Source organism: Microcoleus sp. AS-A8 (assembly GCA_039962225.1).
GTDB lineage: Bacteria > Cyanobacteriota > Cyanobacteriia > Cyanobacteriales > Coleofasciculaceae > Allocoleopsis.
The window spans coordinates 339621-363519 of the sequence record JAMPKV010000004.1 but is presented as its reverse complement, the minus strand read 5'-3'; the positions used below and the strand labels follow the sequence as shown (position 1 = coordinate 363519).

16 protein-coding genes are annotated in these 23899 nt (G+C 47.5%); 11 read left to right on the top strand and 5 right to left on the bottom strand.

What is annotated here, in order from left to right; all coding sequences use genetic code 11:
- Positions 1–10 precede the first annotated feature (10 nt).
- On the bottom strand, positions 11–2932 hold the full coding sequence (locus NDI48_08925) for a SpoIIE family protein phosphatase (protein ID MEP0831331.1): 2922 nt from the start codon (positions 2930–2932) through the stop codon (positions 11–13).
- Positions 2933–3434: 502 nt separating this feature from the next.
- Between NDI48_08925 and NDI48_08920 the strand changes: the two genes are divergently transcribed.
- The 6 genes from NDI48_08920 to uvsE all read left to right on the top strand — a co-directional run bounded on the left by NDI48_08920 (position 3435) and on the right by uvsE (position 13950).
- On the top strand, positions 3435–3662 hold the full coding sequence (locus NDI48_08920; GenBank protein MEP0831330.1) for a hypothetical protein: 228 nt from the start codon (positions 3435–3437) through the stop codon (positions 3660–3662).
- A 94-nt stretch (positions 3663–3756) separates the two neighbouring features.
- The gene (locus tag NDI48_08915; GenBank protein ID MEP0831329.1) at positions 3757–4569 is read left to right on the top strand and encodes an aminotransferase class IV; all 813 of its coding nucleotides are present in this window, start codon (positions 3757–3759) and stop codon (positions 4567–4569) included.
- A gap of 211 nt (positions 4570–4780) precedes the next feature.
- Positions 4781–6619 (top strand): ATP-dependent zinc metalloprotease FtsH3, encoded by a 1839-nt coding sequence (ftsH3, locus tag NDI48_08910; protein ID MEP0831328.1) that lies wholly within the window; start codon positions 4781–4783, stop codon positions 6617–6619.
- Between the two features lie 288 nt (positions 6620–6907).
- Positions 6908–11317 carry a PAS domain-containing protein gene (locus tag NDI48_08905; protein ID MEP0831327.1) on the top strand — a complete coding sequence of 1470 codons (4410 nt, stop codon included), beginning with the start codon at positions 6908–6910 and terminating at the stop codon, positions 11315–11317.
- Complete coding sequence (locus tag NDI48_08900; protein MEP0831326.1) at positions 11314–12777, top strand: response regulator; 1464 nt, start codon at positions 11314–11316, stop codon at positions 12775–12777. Before NDI48_08905 ends, NDI48_08900 begins: the two co-directional genes overlap by 4 nt.
- A 246-nt stretch (positions 12778–13023) precedes the next feature.
- Positions 13024–13950: a UV DNA damage repair endonuclease UvsE gene (gene uvsE, locus NDI48_08895; GenBank protein MEP0831325.1), complete on the top strand. Its 927-nt coding sequence runs from the start codon at positions 13024–13026 to the stop codon at positions 13948–13950.
- 18 nt (positions 13951–13968) lie between these two features.
- Here uvsE and NDI48_08890 read toward each other — a convergent pair whose 3' ends face one another.
- Positions 13969–14847 carry an ion channel gene (locus NDI48_08890; GenBank protein MEP0831324.1) on the bottom strand — a complete coding sequence of 293 codons (879 nt, stop codon included), beginning with the start codon at positions 14845–14847 and terminating at the stop codon, positions 13969–13971.
- 90 nt (positions 14848–14937) lie between these two features.
- Between NDI48_08890 and NDI48_08885 the strand changes: the two genes are divergently transcribed.
- Positions 14938–16785: an ABC transporter ATP-binding protein/permease gene (locus NDI48_08885; protein MEP0831323.1), complete on the top strand. Its 1848-nt coding sequence runs from the start codon at positions 14938–14940 to the stop codon at positions 16783–16785.
- A gap of 502 nt (positions 16786–17287) precedes the next feature.
- On the top strand, positions 17288–17746 hold the full coding sequence (locus NDI48_08880; GenBank protein ID MEP0831322.1) for a hypothetical protein: 459 nt from the start codon (positions 17288–17290) through the stop codon (positions 17744–17746).
- A 324-nt stretch (positions 17747–18070) separates the two neighbouring features.
- On the opposite strand, the gene NDI48_08875 is transcribed toward NDI48_08880, so the two are convergent.
- Positions 18071–18409, bottom strand: coding sequence for a hypothetical protein (locus NDI48_08875; GenBank protein MEP0831321.1), 339 nt, complete (start codon positions 18407–18409; stop codon positions 18071–18073).
- A 289-nt stretch (positions 18410–18698) separates the two neighbouring features.
- Between NDI48_08875 and NDI48_08870 the strand changes: the two genes are divergently transcribed.
- The 3 genes from NDI48_08870 to NDI48_08860 all read left to right on the top strand — a co-directional run bounded on the left by NDI48_08870 (position 18699) and on the right by NDI48_08860 (position 21350).
- On the top strand, positions 18699–19877 hold the full coding sequence (locus NDI48_08870; GenBank protein MEP0831320.1) for a M20 family metallopeptidase: 1179 nt from the start codon (positions 18699–18701) through the stop codon (positions 19875–19877).
- 84 nt (positions 19878–19961) lie between these two features.
- The gene (locus NDI48_08865; protein MEP0831319.1) at positions 19962–20216 is read left to right on the top strand and encodes a hypothetical protein; all 255 of its coding nucleotides are present in this window, start codon (positions 19962–19964) and stop codon (positions 20214–20216) included.
- A 306-nt stretch (positions 20217–20522) separates the two neighbouring features.
- Positions 20523–21350 (top strand): alpha/beta hydrolase, encoded by an 828-nt coding sequence (locus NDI48_08860; protein MEP0831318.1) that lies wholly within the window; start codon positions 20523–20525, stop codon positions 21348–21350.
- Between the two features lie 29 nt (positions 21351–21379).
- Here NDI48_08860 and mgtE read toward each other — a convergent pair whose 3' ends face one another.
- Both mgtE and NDI48_08850 read right to left on the bottom strand, forming a co-directional pair.
- The gene (mgtE, locus tag NDI48_08855) at positions 21380–22771 is read right to left on the bottom strand and encodes a magnesium transporter (GenBank protein ID MEP0831317.1); all 1392 of its coding nucleotides are present in this window, start codon (positions 22769–22771) and stop codon (positions 21380–21382) included.
- A gap of 299 nt (positions 22772–23070) precedes the next feature.
- Entirely contained in the window at positions 23071–23895 is an 825-nt protein-coding gene (locus tag NDI48_08850) for an SDR family oxidoreductase (GenBank protein MEP0831316.1), read from the bottom strand.
- Positions 23896–23899 lie beyond the last annotated feature (4 nt).

The window sequence follows — 23899 nt, the reverse complement described above, 5'->3', positions numbered from 1 at the left end:
CAAAAAATGACTACTTTTGTTTAAGTACCAGCAAAGTAATGTCGTCATAAACTTTTTGCTGGCCGATGTGCGCTCGCACATTATCAAGCACTGTCTGCTTGATTTGCTCCGCAGTTTGTTGCCTGTTGTCTCTAACTACTTCACATAATCTTTCAATTCCGTATTGCTCTCCCGCTAAATTTTCCGCCTCCGTAATTCCGTCAGTATAGAGGACAACCACATCTCCTGGATGAAGCTGCACCTGAGTGTGAGCGATAAACTCACCAATGTCTTCCTCCAAACCAATCGGGAAGCCTAAATCAATTGTATCGATCCGCTCCAAAGAGCCGTCAGCACGCACCACAATCATCTCTTCATGCTGTCCACTTAAACACAGTTGACCTTGTTTATAGTCCAACAAGGAAAGACTCAGGTTTTTATCAGAATTCATACGTTGTACGTTGTCGTAAATCGTCCGATTAACAGTACTTAAAAATTTAACAGGGTCGGTTTCGTTGTTGCACAACAAAGTCCGTACAGCCGTTTGCACCATAACCATTAATACTCCACTTTCCAGACCATGTCCGGTTACATCGCCAATGCCAATTTTAAGGTTGCCATTGTACTTGAGTACGTCATAGTAGTCACCACCAACCTCCTCAGCCGGCTCCATAAAGCCAGCAATATCTAAGCCGGCAATGGTTCCCAGTTCCCGTTCTCTAGGTAATAGCATCTGCTGAAGTTGGCGTGTGATTTCCAATTCAGTCGCCAGACGTAAGTTTTCCGCTTTGAGTTGCTTGATATTTAAGTGAGTTTTAAGGCGAGCGAGAAGTTCATCTTTAGAGATTGGTTTCGTTAAATAATCATTCGCCCCCACGTCTAATCCCACTACTAAATCGGAGACTTGATTTTTAGCACTCAAGAGCAAAATTGGCAATTCATTCGCTTGCCAAGTTTCCCGGATTTTCCGCGTGACTTCATAACCCGTCAATCGGGGCATCATCACATCTAATAAAATCAAGTCAGGTTTAAACCCACTTTCCAATAACTCTAATGCTTCTAGACCATTGCTGGCTTGGCTAATAGTATAGTTTTGCAATGATAAATAATTAGTGAAGACCTGACGATTCACAGGCTCATCATCCACAATTAAAATTTGGAACGTCGAGCCATCAGAGGTTTTCGGTTGCAGGTTGATAGGTTGCAGGTTGATAGGTTGCAGGTTGATAGGTTGCAAGTTGGCAAGTTGCAAGTTGGTAGGTTGTGGGGAACTTTCACCCTTCAACATGCCAGTGTTCAACCCTTGTGATAAGGGGAGGGTAAACGTAAACCGTGACCCAACACCCAGGGTAGATTCAACACCAATTTTTCCCCCATGTAACTCCACTAAAGTTTTAGTAATAGCTAGCCCTAAACCCGTACCGCCGTACTGACGTGCAGTTGTTCCATCAGCTTGTTCAAAGGATTCAAAAATGCGATCGTGTTTATCTTCTGGAATACCAATCCCTGTATCAGAGATAGTAATCGCCATTTGGGAATTAGGATTTCCTTCCCCAGTTAATTCGGCTGAAATTTCGATCAGGCCACTGTCTGTAAATTTAATCGCATTACCGACTAAGTTATGCAGAATCTGTTGCATACGATTTTCATCCGCATTCACCGCCGGTAGATTTGGGGAAATACGGTTAATTAACTGTAATTTTTTTTGCCCAATTAGAGGCTGGCAGAGCGTCAACACAACTTCTGCCAGCGATCGCATTTCCACTGGCTTGAGTTGCAATTCAATAGTTTCGTGCTTCAGTTTAGAAAAATCCAGAATATCATTGACCAGGGTAGCGAGACGCCGACCACTGGAAACGATTAGGCTGAGATTGAAACGAGTGGCTTGTGGCAGTGAGCCTGTCACCTCATCCATCAGGGACTCGGCAATGCCAATAATCCCATTCAGGGGGGTACGTAGTTCATGGGACGTATTCGCCAAAAACTCATCTTTGAGCTTATCCAAGCGTTGCAAATCAGCATTCGCCTGCAACAGCGCCTCCTCACTCTCTCTGAGTGCGGCTGTTGCTCGTTCCACAACTTTTCGCAATTGCGCCGGAGCACTAACTAAAATGAACACCAAGCCTCCCGCCAACACAGCAAGCAACCCACCCCCCAGCCAAAACCATTGAGAAATGGGATCACTTTTCGCCCATCCTCGTACTGGAATGGCAGCTAACTGCCAGGAACCATTGGGCAGAGTTACCTCTAAGGTGACGGGTTCTCCCTGAAAAATTTTGGCATCTCCGAAAAATATCTCCCCATCCGCTCCTAATCCGTCTTTGCCGCGTATAGCGTACTGGAGGTTAGCATCAGGGTCGAGCAGTCCGGCTTCTTGAAACAGGGTATCCCGGTCGATGATAATGCCCACCATGCCCCAAAATTGACCGCTTTCAGCCGCCGCATTGGGAGGCGTGAGGAAAATTGGGGTACGACTGATGAATCCCACCCCAGTTGGCACTAGGTCAATCGGCCCTGCAAAGATACTTTGTTTGGTTTTAATCGCCCGTTTAATGGCTTCTCGTTCGGCTGGAATGGCCATCGGGTCAAACCCGATCGCTTTTTCCCAGCCCGCTAAGGGATACATATAAGTAATAACCGTATTTTTATATAGGGCTACGCCACGGATACCCGCTTGCTGCGCCACGATGACTTTGGCAAGGTTGTCAAATTTTTCGCGATCAATCTCCGGATTGATGGTAGAGATGTAAGCAACTAAACCCCGTGACAGAAAAAGTCGCTGGTTTAACTTCCCTTCGAGACGAGCTCTGACGGCACTGAGTTGATTGAGAACATCGGCGCGATTACGTTGCTGGAAGCGGTCTCGTTCTGAGTGATCAATCACCCAGTTGGTTGCCAGAATGCTCGCGACTGTCAATGAAGCCGCGAAATAGGAAAAAAAACGATTTTTCATAGAGGTATGAGTCAGCCTTCCAGACACTGTTGACACCTATCGCTTCAGGTATTGCATGGAGAGAGTCACAAAGCTGGTACTCTAGCTACTTGGCTAACGGCTTGTCGAGAATTAAGTCGCATTCAGCTTGCACAGGCTACTGGTTGATAAAAACTTGTCTTAGGTTAATTGCTGGATGCAGTTGATTTCTGAAAAAGTCCCCCAATCATGGAGTCAATTGGATTTTTTCAATCCCGCTGGTTATATATATTGATGACCCTGAGGCGATCGCGACTCAGCTACCGAATTCCCTGGAGTGTCAGCCAATTAATCTCATCCTAGATATGATTGTTGATTGATTTGTCTCTACATCTTGTGAATCTTTAAAAAAGTTTGACGAGAGAATAACATTAACGGAATAACTTGACTGGAGCAAGGGATACTTCTTAAGAATTAAGGAAAATTTACCAGTAAACACGCCTAGTAGTAGTAAAATCTGTTTTCGGAGTCTGCCGAACTAAGGATGAATTCTCACGAAGCCATCGCACCCCTCAAGAACGCAATGCTCTGTGCTGAAACATTGGGTGAGATGTACGCCCTGATGGAAGATTACTCCTATCAGGAGTTTATGCAAATCTATCAGCAGTTACGACCCCAGCAACAGGCAAGAATTAATGCGATTTGCGATCGCGATAATCACAGGCAATTGGTAGCTATCCACAGCGTCAAACCCCCTAGTGCATCCAGGTAGAAATAACCCACCCGTTGCCAGTGGGAGAGTGGGGGAGCTGGGGGGCAAAATTAATAATGATTCTATAAACGCAAGCGATATAACAGGAAAAACGTTGTTCTGGTATGACGGTCGGCTCATTCGTGGCGGTAGGCTGGAACTCACCATTGATAACCCTGGCTTACTTTATGGTGCCACTGTTTTTACAACGCTGCGCGTTTATCAGCAGTCGTTGCAGCATCCCCTGACAAATTGGAGGGGTCATGGCGATCGCCTCACCTCCAGCTTGCAAACCTTCGGCTGGCAACAACCCGACTGGGAGCGGTTACGCTGTGGGGCAGAGCAATTAAGTGCATCTTATGCGGTTCTCAGAATCACAATTTTCCCTGATGGGCGGGAGTGGATTACCGGACGTTCTCTCCCCCCTGACTTGGCACAACGCCAACAGCAAGGCATTACCGCATGGGGGGCATTTGCCCCTGAGTATTGGCGATCGCTTGCGGCTCATAAAACAGGGAACTATCTCTCGGCTTGGCTGGCTGGACAAGCGGCACGGCAGCAGGGGGCGGCTGAGGCGATTTTAGTAGATGCTACGGGGAGTTGGTTAGAGACGAACACGGGCAATCTTTGGGGCTGGCAAGGGGGATGTTGGTGGACGCCACCCTTAGCTGCGGGTATCTTACCGGGCGTGGTGCGATCGCAACTCATGGACTGGCTTAAAACACAGGATTATCCGGTTCGCGAAGCCCCTTGGGATTGGGAACGGGTGTTGCAGTTTGAAGCGATCGCCTACACCAACAGTGTTATAGAAGTGATTCCCATCCACACCGTCCTGACGTCCTCCCAGTCTCTCTCCTACGACGCCTTTCACCCGACACTGGAGTTATTGCAGAGTCTGTGGCGACAACACCACGAACCTCTACCCTAAGGATGAAGACATTACTTTTAAGCGAACTCCCGATCGGCTTTCTGCCACAGTCTGGAGTCAGGCATATTACCATAAAGAAGACCATTAGAAGAGGAAAAAGCAATTGTGAATACAATTTCGCCAACTAATCCTGAGAGACGTTAACATTAGTTAATATTAAGAAACCCATTCGACGTTCCGACATCCTAAGCCTTAGGAGGATAAGTAAGTAGTGAATAAGAAGTGGAGAAACGCAGGGCTATACGCGCTATTAGCAATCGTAGTCATTGCCTTAGGGACAGCATTTTTAGATAAACCCTCCCAAAGCCGGGAGACTTGGAAGTACAGCAAGCTGATACAGGAAGTTCAAGACGGCAAAATTGAGACGGTTAAGCTCAGTGCCGATCGCACCCGAGCACTCGTCACAGCTCAAGACGGCAAGCAAGTCTTGGTCAACTTGCCCAATGACCCTCAGCTCATCAGCATACTCGCTGAAAAAGTTGAGGACATTTCTGTTCTGCCCCAGAGTGATGAAAGCTTTTGGTTTAGAGCATTAAGCAGCCTGTTCTTCCCAGTCCTCCTGCTAGTGGGATTGTTTTTCTTGCTGCGCCGCGCTCAGAATGGCCCCGGTTCTCAGGCGATGAACTTTGGCAAATCCAGAGCGAGAGTGCAGATGGAGCCTCAAACTCAGGTGACCTTTGGGGATGTCGCAGGGATTGACCAAGCCAAGCTGGAACTCAATGAAGTCGTTGACTTCCTGAAAAATGCCGATCGCTTCACCGCTGTTGGAGCCAAAATTCCCAAAGGCGTGCTGTTGGTTGGCCCTCCGGGAACGGGTAAAACCCTCCTCGCTCGTGCCGTTGCAGGTGAAGCTGGCGTGCCCTTCTTCTCCATCTCTGGTTCTGAGTTCGTCGAGATGTTTGTGGGCGTCGGTGCTTCTCGCGTGCGTGACTTGTTCGAGCAAGCGAAGACGAATGCTCCTTGTATCGTGTTCATCGATGAAATTGATGCCGTAGGGCGTCAACGGGGAGCAGGTTTAGGCGGCGGTAACGATGAGCGGGAGCAAACCCTCAACCAGTTACTCACCGAGATGGATGGTTTTGAGGGGAATACAGGCATCATTATTATTGCTGCCACCAACCGCCCAGATGTTTTGGATGCCGCTCTATTGCGTCCCGGTCGATTTGACCGTCAGGTGGTTGTTGATCGCCCGGATTATGCGGGACGTTTGGAAATTCTCAGAGTTCATGCTCGCGGTAAGACACTGGCGAAGGATGTGGACTTGGAGAAAATTGCGCGTCGGACTCCTGGGTTCACCGGTGCGGATTTATCCAACCTGTTGAATGAAGCGGCAATTTTGGCAGCACGTCGCAACCTCACGGAAATCTCGATGGATGAGGTGAACGATGCGATCGATCGCGTGTTGGCAGGGCCAGAGAAGAAAGACCGCGTGATGAGCGAGAAGCGCAAGACGCTGGTTGCCTATCACGAAGCCGGTCACGCGTTGGTGGGTGCCTTGATGCCGGATTATGACCCAGTGCAGAAAATTAGCATTATCCCTCGCGGTCGTGCCGGTGGTTTGACTTGGTTCACACCGAGTGAAGACCGGATGGATACGGGTTTATATTCCCGCTCTTACCTGCAAAACCAAATGGCAGTGGCTTTGGGCGGTCGCCTTGCGGAAGAGATTATCTTCGGTGAAGAAGAAGTCACCACCGGTGCTTCCAACGACTTGCAACAGGTGACTCGCGTAGCACGGCAAATGGTGACTCGCTTTGGCATGAGCGATCGCTTAGGCCCTGTCGCTCTAGGACGCCAGAATGGCAATATGTTCTTGGGTCGGGAGATTGCCTCAGACCGAGATTTCTCGGATACAACAGCGGCTACCATTGATGAAGAAGTGCGTAGGCTGGTGGATGAAGCTTACGGACGCGCTAAGAATGTCTTACTCGGCAACAAGCACATTCTTGACAAATTAGCCGGAATGTTGATTGAGAAAGAAACAGTGGATTCCGATGAACTGCAAGAACTTTTAGCGAATAACGACGTTAAGATCGCGGCTATAGCCTAGGGAGGCGTAAGAGGGACTTTAAAGTAGGGTTCCTGGCTTACTTAGTTCTTAATTTTGTCATTGCAATCACTCACAGGGTAGCGTAGAGGTACGCTACCCTTTTTTATTACAAGTGCTGATTAGTAATGGCTAATTGTTCCAGGGCATTAGGGATTAGGGTTAGCGACTAGAGAGTTTTCCTCTAAAAATAAAGATGTTGGCTTTGCAATCCCAAACTTAACTAGCTCAAGAGTTTGAACAACAGGAAATCCTGAAACGGGTCGAACAACATATTTCCAAGCTATAACCATGTCAACTGCCAACCCAAGCACCATCTTGATTGTTGATGATCAACCGACCAATCTCAAGATGCTGTTTAGCTTCTTGCAAGAGTCTGGCTTTAAAGTTCTAATGGCACAGAGTGGGGAAAGTGCTATCACCAAGCTGGACAAGGTAGCACCGGACTTAATCTTGTTAGATGTCATGTTGCCAGGACTTGATGGGTTTGAGACTTGTCGGCGTCTGAAAGCAACGGCCGAAACAAAAGATATTCCGGTGATTTTTATGACGACTCTGTCAGAGTCGCTCGATAAGATTCAAGGATTAAAAGTCGGTGCAGTCGATTATATTACTAAGCCATTCCAGCAAGAAGAAGTCTTAGCACGGATTGAGAATCAACTGAAGATCCGAAGACTCTCTGTGCAACTCGAAGCACAAAATCAACAACTCCAACAGTCGCAGTCTTTACTCGCTAGTGTTTTAAATACCTCCCAGGATGGGGTGATGGTGTTTGAGGCGATTCGGGATAGTCAGGGTAAAATTGTCGATTTTAAGTGGATTTTAGCCAACCAGGCAGCCGCAAAAATGACGGGGCGAACCCCTCACGATTTCCTGGGAAAGCAACTGCTGGTGGAACTGCCGGGAAATCGTGAGGTGGGCTTATTTGAGCGGTATGTCACTGTCATTGAGACGGGTATGCCCCAAGAGGGGGAATTCTATTATGACTATGACGGCATCAAGGCTTGGTTTGCCCAGGTTGTGGTTAAGTTGGGTGATGGCTTCGCGGTAACATTCCGGGATATCACCGATCGCAAGCAGGCGGCTGATGCTCTGCTGATCGCTCAAAAACGTCTACAGCATTTAGTCTCCTATAGCCCAGCCATTATTTATAGCTGCAAGCCTGACGACTACACCCCCACCTTCATCAGCGAGAATATCACCCTCGTTCTCGGTTACAGCGCTCAGGAATTCCTAGAGGATTTGCACTTCTGGGAAAACCATATCCACCCAGACGATAAAGAGCGTCTGTTTGCGGAACTCCCACAGCTATTTGACTTGGGACAGCACTCTTTTGAATATCGCTTTTTACACAAAGACGGGACTTACCGTTGGCTTTTGGATGTTATCAAGTTAGTGCGTGACGCTCAGGGCAACCCCTTAGAGTGTATTGGTTCCATGAGCGACATAACCCAACGCAAGCAAGTCGAAGCCAAACTGCAAGAAAGCCAGCGTTGGCTGTGTGCCATCACAGACGCGAATCCCAATATTTTGTATGTTCATGACTTGATAGAACGGCGTAACGTCTATATCAATCGCGAAGTTTACACAATTCTTGGCTACGCTCCAGAAGAAGTACAGCAGCTGGGTATGGCTGTACTGCCAACCCTGATGCACTCTGAGGATTTCGCGGCAGTTCCGGAACATTTCAAACGATTCGAGTCGGCTAAAGATGGCGAAATCTTAGAGTTTGAGTACCGGATGAGGCACAAAAACGGTGAATGGCGTTGGCTGTTTGCATGGGAGACGGTGTTTACCAGAAACACCGACGGGAAACCGAAGCAGATTTTGGGCTCGGCGGCGGATATTAGCGCTCGCAAACGGGTTGAGGAGGAATTGAGCAAGAGTGAAGAACGCTGGCAATTAGTCAACAAGGCCACCCATGAAGGGATTTGGGACTTGAACCTCAAAACCAATGAAGCCTTCAGATCCAGGCGCTGGAAAGAAATGCTGGGTTATGAAGACTCGGAAATTGGGTACGACAATCATGAGTGGATAGCACGCCTTCATCCCGATGATGTGGAGCGGGTGATGCAAATTCAGCAAGATTACCTGGCGCGGAAAATCCCGCATTATGCTGTGGAGTTTCGCCTACAGTGCAAAGACGGCAGCTACAAATGGATTTTGGGGCGGGGACAAGCCGTTTGGGATGAAGTGGGGAATCCCGTGCGGATGGTTGGTTCGAATACGGACATTAGCGATCGCAAAGTCATTGAAATTGCCTTACAACAAAGTCAAGCTCGCCTGCAAAACTTGGCTGCTAATATACCAGGAATGCTGTATGAATTTCTGCGATATCCAGATGGTTCCTATCGCTTTGCTTTCGTGAGTTCGGGTTGCCGGGACATTAATGAATTGGAGCCAAAGCAGCTTTTGGAGAATCCCGCACTCAGCTTTGAACTCACTCATGCAGATGATGTCCAAAGCCTCTTGGCATCGATCGAAACCAGCGCCCAAACCTTACAACCTTGGGTATGGGAAGGGCGCATCATTACACCATCTGGAACCCTCAAATGGATTCGAGGCGCGGCTCGACCCGAACGTTGCGACGATGGAACGATTCTGTGGCATGGTTTAGTGATTGATGTGAGCGATCGCAAAGCCGCAGAACTCGAACTTCAGAGGGCTAAAACCGCCCTAGAGCGACAAATCCAACGAGTGTTGTTGCAAGAAAGAATTACTCAAGAAATTCGCTCTAGCTTGAATCCCAAGCAAGTGTTTCATACGGCTGCCATCCAGATTGGTGAAGCCTTTGGCGTTAATCGTTGCCTGATTCATACCTACATTGACCGCCCAATTCCCCTGATTCCTTTAGTGGCAGAGTACAAACCACCAGGATTAGTTTCCCTGCTGAATGTAGAAATTCCAGTGATTGGCAATCCCCATGTGCAGATGATGTTAGCTCAAGACTCAGCTATCGCCTCTGATAATATCTACACGGAGCCATTGATAAAAGGCGCTTTACCCCTATGCCAACAACTGGGACTCAAATCAATGCTAGCCGTTCGGACTTCTTATCAAGGAAAACCCAATGGAGCCATTGGTTTACATCAGTACGACCACTTCCGCCATTGGACTCCAGAAGAAATTGACTTTATCGAATCGCTAGCGGCACAACTGGGAATTGCGATCGCCCAAGCTAATCTCCTCGAACAGGAAAAACAACAGCGTCGAGAACTAGCGCTGCAAAATAATGCTCTAGAGAAAGCTAAACTTGAGGCAGAATCCGCCAACCGCGCCAAAAGCCACTTCCTCTCCAAGATGAGTCATGAACTGCGTACTCCCCTCAACGCCATCCTTGGTTTTACTCAGGTGATGGCTCGTGACGAGTCCATGACTTCAGAACACAAAGAATACCTGGGAATTATTAATCGCAGTGGAGAGCATTTACTCGATCTGATCAATGACATTTTGTCAATGTCCCAAATCGAAGCCGGTCAAGTCACCTTGAATCAAAATCGCTTTGACTTGTATCGCCTGCTCGACTGTTTAGAAGAAATGCTCGGACTCAAAGCCACATCCAAAGGTCTGGAACTGATATTTACACGAGCCTCTGATGTCCCTCAATACATCCAAACCGACGACAGTAAATTGCGTCAAACTCTGATTAACCTGTTGGGAAACGCGATCAAATTTACTCAAACCGGTCGTGTCACGCTGCGCGTAGGCATGAGAGGCAGGGGAAATCAGGCAGGGCGGTTTCCTCTCCCCCAATTCCCCCTTGCCAATACCCGCCTGTGGTTTGAAGTGGAAGACACTGGCCCTGGGATCGCCCCGGAAGAACTCAGTAGCTTATTTGACCCGTTCGTACAAAGCGCAACCGGTCGCCAGTCCATGGAAGGTACGGGATTAGGTCTACCGATTAGCCAACAATTTGTGCGCCTGATGGGGGGAGAAATTGCCGTTACCAGTACCCCCGGTCAAGGAGCCATTTTTCAGTTTGATATCCCAATAGGCTTAGCCACAACGACGGACGAAAAACCCGTATCCGGTAAACGGCGGGTGATCGGTTTAGAGCCAAACCAACCGTCCTATCGTCTCCTCATTGTTGAGGATGGTGCTGTCAATCGCAAACTGCTGGTTAAGATTCTTGAACCCTTAGGCTTTGAAGTCCGCACAGCAACGAATGGTCAGGAAGGAGTCGCCTTGTGGGAAAGTTGGTCACCCGATCTAATTTGGATGGATGTGATTATGCCGGTGATGGACGGTTATGAGGCCACCCAACACATTAAACAAACCCCCAAAGGCCAAAAAACTGTAATTATTGCTCTAACGGCTAATGCTTTTGAAGAGCAGCAAGAAGCCATTTTAAAAGCGGGTTGTGATGACTTTTTACCTAAACCTTTTCAGCGAGAGGTACTTCTCGAAAAGATTGCTCATCACTTGGGAGTGCTATATGTCTATGAACCGCAGGAAATACCCAGCTTATGCCAGCCACCAGCTCTATTGCAGCCAATGGCACCCAATGCTTTAACCGTTATGCCTGCATCTTGGGTCACCCAGCTCCATCAAGCTGCGCTCTACGCTGATGACGAATTGATGAAACAGCTCATTGAGCAAATTCCTTTAGAATACGATTCTTTGCGTCGAGCATTAACAGCTTTGGTCGATAACTTTCTTCTCGAGCAAATCATCAATTTGACTGAACCCCCTAGGCCATGAATAGCAACTCGGCATTCGTCCCTTTGGCAGACCTCCTGGTTGTTGATGATACACCCGACAACCTGCGCCTTCTTTCTACCATGTTGAGTGAGCAAGGGTATAAAGTGCGGAAAGTCAGGAGTGGGCCGCTAGCCTTGAGAGTGGTTTCGGTGGCTTTGCCCGACCTGATTTTGCTCGATATCAACATGCCACAAATGAATGGTTATGAGGTTTGTGAAAAGCTGAAAGCCGACCCAAAAACTTCAGTAATTCCGGTAATTTTTATCAGTGCGCTCGATGATGTGTGGGATAAAGTCAGAGCTTTTGAAGTCGGTGGTGTAGACTACATCACCAAGCCATTCCAGTGTGAAGAGGTTTTGGCGCGTGTTAAGAATCAATTGACCGTGCGTTGGTTCTCTAAGCAACTGAGCGAGCAAAATGCACGCCTGCAACAGGAAATTTGTGAGCGCCAACAAGTGGAGGATGCTCTGCGACAATCGGAAGCACGAGAACGAGAAAAGTCACAAGCACTAGAACTGGTTTTAAGCGAATTGAGACGCACCCAAGCCCAATTAATTCAATCCGAAAAAATGTCGAGCCTGGGACAAATGGTTGCAGGCGTTGCCCACGAAATTAACAACCCCCTTGGCTTTATTTACACTAATCTATTTCTCGTCCGTCAATATTTTCAAGACCTCAGCCACTTCGTTGAATTATATCAGAAATCTTACCCTGATTCTACACCTGAAATTCAGAAACTGATTGCCGAACTGGATTTAGATTTTTTAAAAGAAGATTGGCAAAAAATTATAAATTCGATGCAGGTGGGAGCGGAACGTATCCAAGAGATTGTATTCTCGTTACAAAACTTCTCCCGATTGAATAAATCCGATCTAAAACCGGTGGATATCCATGAGGGTATTAACCATACTTTACAGCTTTTACAGTACCGATTTAAGGCAGAAGGCGTTAGCAATAGCGTCATTCGCCCCGAAATTGAAGTGATTAAAGAGTATGGTCAATTGCCTAAAGTGACCTGTTATGGCAGTTTGCTCAATCAGGTATTTATGAATTTGCTTTCCAATGCCATTGACGCCCTAGAAAACCAACCACCTCCCCGCAAGATTACCATCCGCACGGAAGTGGGAACTGAAGAGTGGGTACGAAGAAGACAGGGAGAAATCGGGGCGAGTGTACAACAGAACCCATTCGTTGTGATTCGGATTACTGACAACGGTTGTGGCATGAACGAAAACATCCAAAAGCAAATATTTGACCCATTTTTTACCACCAAGGCTGTCGGCAGTGGTAGGGGTTTGGGGTTAGCAATTTGTTACCAACTTGTGGTAGAAAAACATCAGGGTCAAATCCGTTGTGTGTCGACTCCAGGAGTAGGGACAGAATTTATTGTAGAGATTCCGGTCACACAAGAGTATCTCCTGAGTGAGGTTGAAGAAGGCAGAAGGCACCGGAGAGCATAACTAGCTAAGCACAAATAAACGAAGGCATATCAACAAATGTTAAGAGACTAAAATCCTCTTCCCTTCTGTCCTCACTAAAGCTCCGGTCTGCCTTCTATCCTCGTATGAGCTCCGGTCTGCCTTTTTTGGTTATTCATCAATGGCCTCTGTCTGCCAGCATTGAGGGAGAGTTCCCTCTCGCGGTGGGTGTGCTAATTAGAAATTATTTGTTATTCCTAAAAGTGTAGGGAATATTAAGGGAAAATAATGAGTTCGACGAGCATCATCCCTCAACTGGGGTTAGTATGTATCACGGCATCCAAAGAGGTGCGCTACTCCACGGTTACGCGCAAGCGCTTATTACAGTTGTCAGAAACAGAGCAAGCGGAAATCTTGCGGAATTTGTATGCCAAAAATATCCAAAATTTGAACCAAGCCATCGATTTTTGCCTCAATCATGAACTCCGACTTTATCGAATAACCTCTAGTCTTTTTCCCTTCGCTGATACTGAATTAGGGGGAAAAATTCTCGATGAATTGAATGAAGAAATTTTGAAAACCGGTCAGCGTGCGCTTACGGCTGGCATCCGAATAGTGGTGCATCCCGATCAGTTTGTTGTTCTCAGTTCGGATAAGCCAGATGTCGTTGCCAATAGCATCAAAATTCTACAGATGCACGCGATGATTCTGGATAAGCTAGGGCAACCCCGATCGCCTTGGGCAGTGATGGAAATTCATGGAGGGAAAAGCGATCGCTCTCCCGCGCTAGTTCAAGTCATCGGCAACTTACCAGAGGCAATTCGCTCCCGACTAGCACTGGAAAACGACGAATATGCCTACAGCGCCGAGGAGATTTTAGCTGTTTGTCGCCAAGCTGGCGTACCCATGGTCTTTGATGCCCACCACCATGTGATTCATGAAGGTTTAGACAGTTACGACCATCCCAGCGTTGCCCAGATGCTGACAGAAGCACGAAGCACTTGGCCGCTACCTGAATGGCAGATGGTGCATATCTCCAACGGGCGCGAATCATTTAGTGACCGCAACCATAGTGACTTGATTACGGTGATGCCGAGTTCCTATCGCCATGCTCCCTGGATTGAGATTGAAGCGAAACACAAAGAAGAAGCGATCGCTAAGTTGCGACAAGAGTGGTTACCTACCCTAGCCCCAGCCCTGCAACCCATGAACTGATGCCAAGCCAAACTCGCTCTAAAGCGGCGTCACATCGTGAAAGCGGTTGAAATCAAGTACGCGCCGCCCATCGGGTTTCTTGGAGAAAATATCAACAAAGCGCATGTTCCACAGAATTTCGTCAGTAATGTAGTAGTGACGAGCGTGAACGGTCTGTGAAACGGTTTCATCAATGCCGGTGAGCGTGACAACAATATCTGTTTGCACCTCTTCTAGTGACTCTGGTGTTGCCCCATACAAGGGGCTATCCTCATCAATCACATGCATCACGATCCAACTCAGTGCAAAGGTTCGTGTTTGGCTCCGAAGCAGTTTGAGGTCGTAAAATCGGCGGATGGAAAGACCTTCCATCGTGACTTCATCGCGCAGCAAGCTTAACCCAATTTGGGCTTCGAGAATCTGGTTACGACGCTCATTGGCTACGCGTAACATCAGGGTGGGCAACCCGTTATGGGGGGTAATCACTGCCACACGACTGAAGAGAACTCTGGCTGTAGGGCGGGAGAAGCGGGCAAACATCAGTCCCGTAGCCATTGCTACTCCCAACAAACCAACAAGCGCTTCAATTGAAACGAGCAGGTTAGCGTAGTCGGTTTGGGGATACATTGCCCCGTAGCCGATGGTAGCCATCGTCTGAACACTGAAGAAGAAGGCATCTAAGAACGACCCAGGACGAGCATTCTTAATACAATCTCCTCCTGCCAGGTACAACAGGGCAAACAGGGCGTTAGTGACTATATAGAAAATCGCCGTCAGCAAAAAGAACTGAGGCCAATCAATTCTGAGCAGTAAATGGTAAGGATCGTGCCAACGGGAGTGCGATACACCAATTCTTTTAACGTCAAAGCGCCGATTACTCACAATGTCGAACCGTTTGTTTCGGTTCACTCGGCGCATCGGGAGGGGCGAGCGAGGCGTTTTGTCCATTTTTGTCTGAAAATATCATGGCTCTCTCATTTGGTAGCATGAATTTGTTATACCAAAAGCATGAGTAGACCAACAAAACGATCTCCAGAGAATTTGAGAGTTCCCACACGGGGGTTGCGTCAATCCCTCTCAGTCTTCCGCTACAGTGGGCGAGCCTTGGAATTAGTATGGACGACTAACCATACCTTAACCCTTGTGTTGGCACTTCTGACGTTGGTCGCCGGTTTGTTACCCGGTGCGATCGCATACGTGGGTAAATTAATTGTAGATAGCGTCGTTTTGGCTTCGCAGTCAGGGGCACAAACCCAACGGTGGATGGCTTTGAGGTATGTGGGGTTAGAAGCGATCGCCGTTATGGCATTAGCGGCAACGCAACGAGGACTCACCGTCTGCCAATCCCTGCTGCGAGTTCTGCTGGGACAACGGGTGAATGTGTTGATTTTAGAAAAAGCGCTCACTCTCGACCTCACCCACTTCGAGAACTCTGAGTTTTATGACAAGATCACTCAGGCACGCCATGAAGCATCCCATCGTCCCCTTTCCTTGGTGATGCGAACCTTTGGGCTGATTCAGTCTGCCCTTGCCTTGGTTACTTATAGCGGTTTACTGCTGAACTTCTCATTCTGGGCCGTATTAGTCTTGGTTATCGCGGCGGTTCCTCCCTTCATTGCCGAAACTCGCTTTGCTGGGGAAGCGTTTCGCCTGTTCCGTTGGCGATCGCCGGAAACCCGACAGCAGCATTATTTAGAAACCTTAATTGCTCGCGAAGACTATGCCAAGGAGGTTCAGCTTTACCAACTTGGCTCCACAATGCTACAACGTTACCGTGATATCTTTCTTCGCCTTTACGACGAAGACCGTGACCTCACCATCCGTCGAGGAATTTGGGGCTACCTCTTAAGCTTGCTGAGTACGGCGACATTTTACGCCGCTTACGCTTGGATTGTGCTGGAAACCATCTGGGGTCGCATTTCCTTGGGGGATATGACTATGTACCTCACCGTGTTTCGGCAGGGACAGTCCACCTTTGCGGGTGCCTTAACTTCAATCGGCGGCATGTATGAAGATAATCTGTATCTCTCCAATCTCTACGAATTTTTGGAGCAGAATGTGCCTAAACCCAGGGGAAAAGCGCGTCAGGGTTTAATTCCGGGGGATGGGATGCGCTTTATCGACGTTTCCTTCACTTATCCAGGAATTGCCAAACCTGCGCTGAAAAACATCTCACTTCATCTTAAACCGGGTGAGAAATTAGCGATCGTGGGTGAGAATGGTTCGGGCAAGACCACTCTCATTAAGCTGTTAACCCGCTTATATACCCCAGATTCGGGACAAATTCTCCTAGATGGTTTGGATTTGCAAGAGTGGGATATTGAGGTATTGCGCCAAAGAATCGGTGTGATTTTTCAGGACTTCGTGCGTTACCACTTTACCGTCGGTGAAAATGTGGGGGTCGGGGATGTCAACCATCTAGAAGATGACACACGCTGGGCAGTGGCGTCTGAAAAAGGGATGGCTAAACCGTTTATTGAATCGTTGCCAGAGGGTTTTGCCACTCAGCTGGGTCGATGGTTCAAGGGAGGACAGGAACTCTCCGGGGGTCAATGGCAAAAAATTGCCCTATCCCGTGCATTTATGCGGACGGGTGCAGACATCTTAGTCTTGGATGAACCCACGGCGGCGATGGATGCGGAAGCCGAGGTGCGAATTTTTGACCACTTCCGCACCATTACTCAACATCAGATGGTGGTGTTAATTTCCCACCGCTTCTCGACGGTGCGGATGGCTGACACCATTGTGGTTATGGCTGAGGGAGAAATTCTTGAACAGGGAACCCATAAGGAGTTATTGCAACTGGGAGGGCGTTACGCAAGGTTGTTCTCACTTCAAGCCGCAGGGTATCAGTAACGTAGAAAATCAAGAGACTGACTCTATGTTGTGCGTTTGCGGGCGTCTCTTAATATTTGTTGACATACCTTTGTTTATTTATGCCTACCTACTTAGCACTCGTTGTGGATGACTTGATTTTCTAACAAAAATAGCTTTTAACTAACCTGATTAAAGAGTATCACTTAAAGTGAATTTAAGGAATTGTTAAAGTTTCTTTATTAAATTTGAGCTAGTTAGATTGGCTTGCTCCAAAAGGTGCTAGATTCGGAAATTTGCTCTCTGTGCTTTTTTCCTTCACCTCTTTTAAACAATAACGGTTAATATGGCTGTCTGTCCTGAGTAGGATTTAAGCATTGGCAAGCTGATTGGCAAGTCCTCTGAGAAAATTGCTCAATTTGAGGATACAAGAGTAAGCCATCGTGCCTATTATGTCTGAATGTGCGGAAAACTCTCCAACCCTGTTGATTTATTAAATAACGCACGCTCAATCCACTCAACTATCTGGAGAAGATGTCATCCAATGTTTTCACCTTTATCTTTTGAGGCGCACCAACAACTAGCTAACCTGGCTCGTGAGATACAAAACTGTCGTTCACGAGTTCTTGAGAGTAAAGTCGCTTGTCTGCAAGCAAGGCAAGCTTGCCAGATGTGCAACCTGCAAGTGGCAGCAGAGCATCTGGAAAAATCCATTAATAATGTCCCACCCGATAAGATATTTGATGCCGCCAGACGGCGTTTATCCAGGCTGAAACGAATGCATCGTGAACTCAATATAGAGGCTATCTTAGTGAATCTGACAGCCCTGAACAACGAGTACAACGCGACGCTATATTATATCGAGGTTGTGCAGGAGGGTTTGCTGTCTTTGATCGAGCGATATCACACTTATTGTACCGCTGGACTCCTAGAAGACTTTTATAAGTTTGAGCCAAAACGCATGGCTACCTTTTTTGAAGAAAAATTCACAGGACTTTCTTAATAATATTCCTTCAGCTCGATACATTTACAAGCCAAATTTACATTCCTCGGCATAGGCACTGACAAAGCCTGATATCAGGAAGCTATCAATTAAAGCTGGAGGAGAGAGCTATTTTCAGAAGATATAAAATAAAAATTCAGCCCCTAAAAACTGGGGCTGTTTCCCAACAAATATTAATCCGAGTGATTTATGTTTAGAGTCTTTATCAGGCTGACTCCATTTGAACTTAAGTTAATTTTTATCAGGAATTTGCTCATTTCTCTCGTTTTCTTTACACTTTCTTTGGTTTTGTAGGCAAGATTACTCACGAACTAGTAAAAACGTTTAGTCTGAAGGCGCTTCAGCCGCTTTCACGAGTAGCCCTGCCAAGATGCAGCCACCTTCCCAATCCCAGCCTTCGCGGGTTTCGCTGGGAGTATAGTGCGCCCAAGCTTTGTCCTCGGCATCTTGATAAAAATCCGTAATCTCTGCTTTCGCTTTACTCCCCCAAGGTGAAGTGACCTGAATTATGTCCCCCGCGTTAAACACCTCTCCCGCCTGGTTCGTTGCGCTTTCGAGTACCTGAATCGGCTTGGGTTCTTGGCGAGTAGGCCGAGAAGGGCGGCGGTATAAATTCTGGGTGCCTTCAGGTTGATCAATACGGTTTGGCTTGTCTTGGGTCATAGAGTTTAGCGAACATGATTAAAATACTCTTAACCACTTTACCGAAGGAGTGGGTGCTATTCAGAAAGGATTACCTTGTAAAAGAAAAGGTCATTGTTAACTCAGAGAGCTTATCCTCACAGAGCATGATAATTCCAGAAATCTGGATAATACTGTAGAAGATTTTATAAATAGGACTTACGTCAATTTGACGACTCGACACCCCAAGAATTGGTAGAGTACATCCCGACGTACCCTACATTGAGAGTCGGTGCGTAAGTCCGGATGCAGTCGCACGAAGAACAACCCCATGCTTTCTCGTATTAAAGACTTAGCTGAAAAACTAGCACCACGCCTGATTGAAATCCGGCGTCATCTCCACTCCCACCCCGAACTGAGTGGACAGGAACAGCAGACAGCGGCTTACGTTGCGGGTGTGCTGTCTTCCTGCGGTATCGTTGTCCAAGAGGCGATCGGTAAAACCGGGGTGATTGGCGAATTGGTGGGTGGTACGGATGACCGCTTGGTGGCAATCCGCACAGATATGGACGCCCTACCCATCACCGAACGAACCTATGTCGAATTCGCCTCGCGCAAGCCAGGAATTATGCACGCCTGCGGTCACGATGTCCACACGACACTCGGGTTAGGCACGGCAATGCTGCTGTCCCAGTTGGGAGAAATGTTACCGGGTAATACCCGCTTTTTGTTCCAACCCGCAGAGGAAATTGCCCAAGGTGCCAATTGGATGGTGCAAGATGGGGCCATGAATGATGTGAGTGCGATTTTTAGCGTTCATGTGTTCCCCTCGATTCCCGGTGGTTCCTTAGGGGTTCGTTATGGAGCGTTGACGGCGGCGGCGGATGATTTAGAAATTTTTATTATGGGAGAATCCGGTCATGGTGCCCGTCCCCATGAGGCTGTTGATGCGATTTGGATTGCCTCGCAGGTGATTACGACGCTTCAGCAAGCGATTAGCCGCACCCAAAATCCGTTGCGACCGATCGTCTTGACAATTGGGCAGATTAGTGGTGGAAGGGCACCGAATGTGATTGCCGACCAAGTGCGATTGGCGGGAACGGTGCGATCGCTCCATCCTGACACTCATGCCGATTTACCGCAGTGGGTGGAAAAGATTGTCGCGAATGTCTGCAACATGTACGGTGCTCGTTACGAGATTAACTACCGCCGAGGAGTGCCTTCGGTACAAAATGATTTAGCCCTCACTCAACTTTTGGAAGAGTCCGCCAAAGAAGCTTGGGGAAGCGATCGCGTTCAAATCTTACCCGAACCCTCAATGGGCGCTGAAGATTTTTCCATCTATCTACAACATGCCCCCGGTACCATGTTCCGGTTGGGTGTGGGGTTCCCGGATAAGCCCAACTACCCACTGCACCACCCTCAATTTGAAGTGAATGAGTCTGCGATCGTGACGGGTGTTGTCACTCTGGCCTACAGTATCTATCAATATTGGCAGAAACGCCGTTAGGATGTTCTACCTACTGAGAGATTAGCCCTAGCAAACGTTTCGACTAATCTAGGGTTAACTCGAAAACAGGAAGAATCTAAAGCTATGGCATCCTCTACTCGCCTTCAAGGATTGGAATTAGTTGATTGTGCAAGAGCTAATGCTAAGCAGGGAATTGAAACGGCGGCCAAACAGTGTGGCTATGGCAATGATCTTCACACTTTCAGTCAAGAACTAAAGAGTGCTTGCAGTGATATGGGTGTTACATTTAATGAACTCACTGACCTGATTACTGAGCAAGACAATCTGATTAAGACTGAGGGTGAGATTGTTGCGCCAGAAACAGAGAGTATCCTTTAAAACTTCAAGCGAGTTTGTCAATTCCCATTGATTTATAGGGTGTTCGTCAATACAACCCTAATAGGTGGAGAGTTGGTCGTGAGGACTTTAGTCCTCTTGGAGAGGGCACTCTTTGTGCCTACTACGAATAGGATTTTATGATAAGTAATTAAGGGGACATCATCTCAGGGGCAGCAGATAAAGTTTGCTATAGCTCCAACTTAGAATACGACACCCGTCTTTATAACCTCCTGAATTTCTTGTGCTATGCTCGGCAAACTCTATGTTTTTGGAGTTCGTGCAAGCGGGATTTTAGGAGGGTTAGCTGTGTCAGTCATTCAAGTCAATGGAATCGATTTGTACTACAAGATTCAAGGTTCCAGTGAAAACGAGCCATTACTGTTGATAGCAGGGTTTGGCACTGATAGTTCAACTTGGGCTGCAATGATGCGATCGCTGGTTCAGCAGTATCAGGTGATTCGCTTTGACAACCGAGGAATTGGGCAATCTTCAGCGCCAGATAGTCTTTACAGCATCCAACAAATGGCAGCTGATGCAGTGGCATTGTTGGACTACTTGAACATTTCTCAAGTCCATGTTGCAGGCCATTCGATGGGTGGACAAATTGCTCAAGAACTAGCTTTGGCACATCCAGAAAAAATCCAAAGTTTGATACTGCTCTCCTCTTGGGCAAAGGGAGATGGTAAGTTCAATTCACTGATTGAACTGTTTGGCGACTTGACACAGAAATTACAGGGAACGCTTTATCAGAAGGTTCTATTATCTTGGTTGTTTACCGATGAATTTTATTCAACTCCAGGGACAATCGAGCAACTCATCAATTTGATTGAGGATTACCCGTTTCCGGCAACACCTCATGGACTCTATCACCAAAGTCGAGCCATTCTTAGCAGTGATACTAGCGATCGCCTTGCAAACATTCATTGCCCTACACTGGTTATGGTTGGCAAGGAAGATATTCTGACTCCAGTTAGATTTTCCGAGCAACTCGCTCAAGGTATTCCCCATGCTGAACTCGTTATCCTGGAGCAGGGTGGTCACGCCTTTGTGGTAGAGTCGGCGGATACTGTGGCGAAGGTAATACTGGATTTTCTCGCGAAGCTTCCTCCAAACGCTCTACTCGGGTTGGTTTAGATATCTGAGTCGTTACCTTGATTCTGTGTTCAAAGCCCTAAAACCATGCGGGCAATAGAGAAATAAATCAGAACCCCTAAAACATCAACCGCTGTGGTGATAAACGGTGCTGACATTAAAGCTGGATCGAAACCAAAGGAACGGAAGAGAAAGGGCAATGCTGAACCGGCAATAGAGGCAAGAATTGCGATCGCCACGAGACTCACGCCTACCGAGAGTGCCACAAAGAAATTTCCCTGTAACAAATAAGCCCATAGTGTCGCGACGGTTCCCAAAGTTGTTCCTAATAGTGCGCCTGCTAGTGCCTCGCGAAACACAATTTGCACAACTCCCAAATCCCGAATTTCATCCGTATTCAAACCCCGAATCACCACCGTTGAAGATTGAGCACCCACATTTCCACCAGTGCCTGTAAGTAGGGGAATAAACGCTGCTAGGGTGACAACTTGCTGCAAGATATCTTCTTGGGAGCGGATAATGCTACCCGTAACGGTATTCGTGAGCAGCAAGACGAACAGCCAAACCACCCGCTTTCTAGCAACAGCAAATAAATTGGTTTGGAAATAATTGTCACCCTCCGACTGTACACCACCCCCTAATGCATAGATATCCTTCGTGGTTTCTCTCTCCAAAATATCGATCACATCATCAACCGTGATAATACCGACTAAACGCTCTTCCCGATCCACGACAGGCACCGCGAGAAAATCGTAACGTTGAATCAGTCGTGCCACTTCCCCTTGGGCTGTATCTGTTTGCACATAGACCACATCGCGAGTCATAATTTCACCCAAAGTTTGCTGAGGCTGGGACGTGACTAAATCTCGTAATGAGACAATTCCGCTCAGGTGTTGTGACTCATCTGTGACATAGAGGTAATAAATAATCTCGCTGGCATTGGCTAAACTACGAATTCGTTCTAGGGTTTCGCTAACCGTCAAATTCTCGGTGAGGGAGATATATTCGGGCGTCATCAGTCGCCCCGCCGTATCGGCTTCGTAACCCAGGAGTTGGGCGGTTGCGGCGCGTTCCTCCGGACTGAGTTGTTCAACTAGAAGCCGGACAACTTTTGCTGGTAATTCATCAAACAGACGGGCGCGATCATCAGGCGACATCTTGTCAACGATGTCAAGAACTTCCTGCTGCTTGAATTTCTCAATCAGTGACTCTTGGACACTAGAGTACAGATATTCGTAAACCTCGATCGCTTCATTTTTAGGAAGTAAGCGAAATGCGATCGCCTGCATGGCTTCGGGTAACCCCTCGATCGCTTCGGCAATATCCACCGGTTGTACGGGTACCAGTAGTGCTTTAGCGTCTTGCAGATTTCCTTGTTCCAGCAGTATTTGCAGTTGACTACGAACCTGCTGCCGCCGTTCACTGCGTGATATTGCCTGGAGGGGATTTTGGTTTTCAGTCAATACAAGCCCCCGATTCAGTTCTACGTACTCAAGGCGAGAATGCTTTTCCTGGCGTCCTGCCTTTAGTCTATAGGGTTTTGGCGAATGAGTAAGATTGTTTCTTCTGCAATAGGAATTAACGAAAAATCAGCTTCACAAGTTCTACCCACCTCTGTGAAAACCTGCGTGAACCGCTGCTTTACAAAAAAGTATTCCGATGCTAACGGATGCGATCAACTTGGTTAGGCACAAGGTCAATATGAAAAATCATTGTTCCACTATTACCCATTACCTATTACCCATTACCCATGCCTCAACAATTACACACTAATTTGTGGATGATTGAACTGATACCCAGCATCTTTAATCTTCTGATTCTTAACCCTGGCATTGTAGGGTCGAACGCTCTTCAAGGAACAATCCCAAATCACTTGAGGTAAATGGTGCCGTTCACACACCCTATCTAGGAGTTCGCGAGTGGTGAGATGGGCATCATCCACGAGATTATAAATGCCCTGTAATCGATTAGACCGAGCTAATTCGATCGCACCCACAATATCATCCAAATGCACCCAATTGGTGGCATCATAACCATTACCCGGACGGGTTGTACCCGCAACGCGCCTAAATATTTTCACCAGTTCCCGCCCAGGGCCATAAATTCCGCCTAGTCGCAGGATACAAACCTTCAGGTTATCATTAGATGCCGAGAGTAAAACTTGCTCGGTTTGAGCGAGAATTTGTCCATTCGCGTTAGCGGGTGCAACGGCTGAGGATTCATCCACCCACGCCCCGTCTCTATCGCCGTAAACCGCGTAACTTCCGGTATAAATTAGTTGTCGTACAGTCGGCGATTGCTTGAGGACGGAGACTAAAGTTTGAGCAGTGTGCAGATACGTTTCTTCGTACACCTCAGCATTTTTAGCCCCAACACTCAACAGTACAATCTCTTGGTCTTGTAGCGCTGATTGTAAACCCACTGAGTCATGACCTTTCACGACGACAACGCGCTGAGCATAGTCTTCGAGAGTACTCACATTTTCAGGCTGGGTCGTTGTTGCGGTGACAAAAAAGCCTAACTCATGACGCCAGTAATCTGCGATCGCTTTCCCCACATAACCACAGCCAATGATAGCAACCTTCATGGCG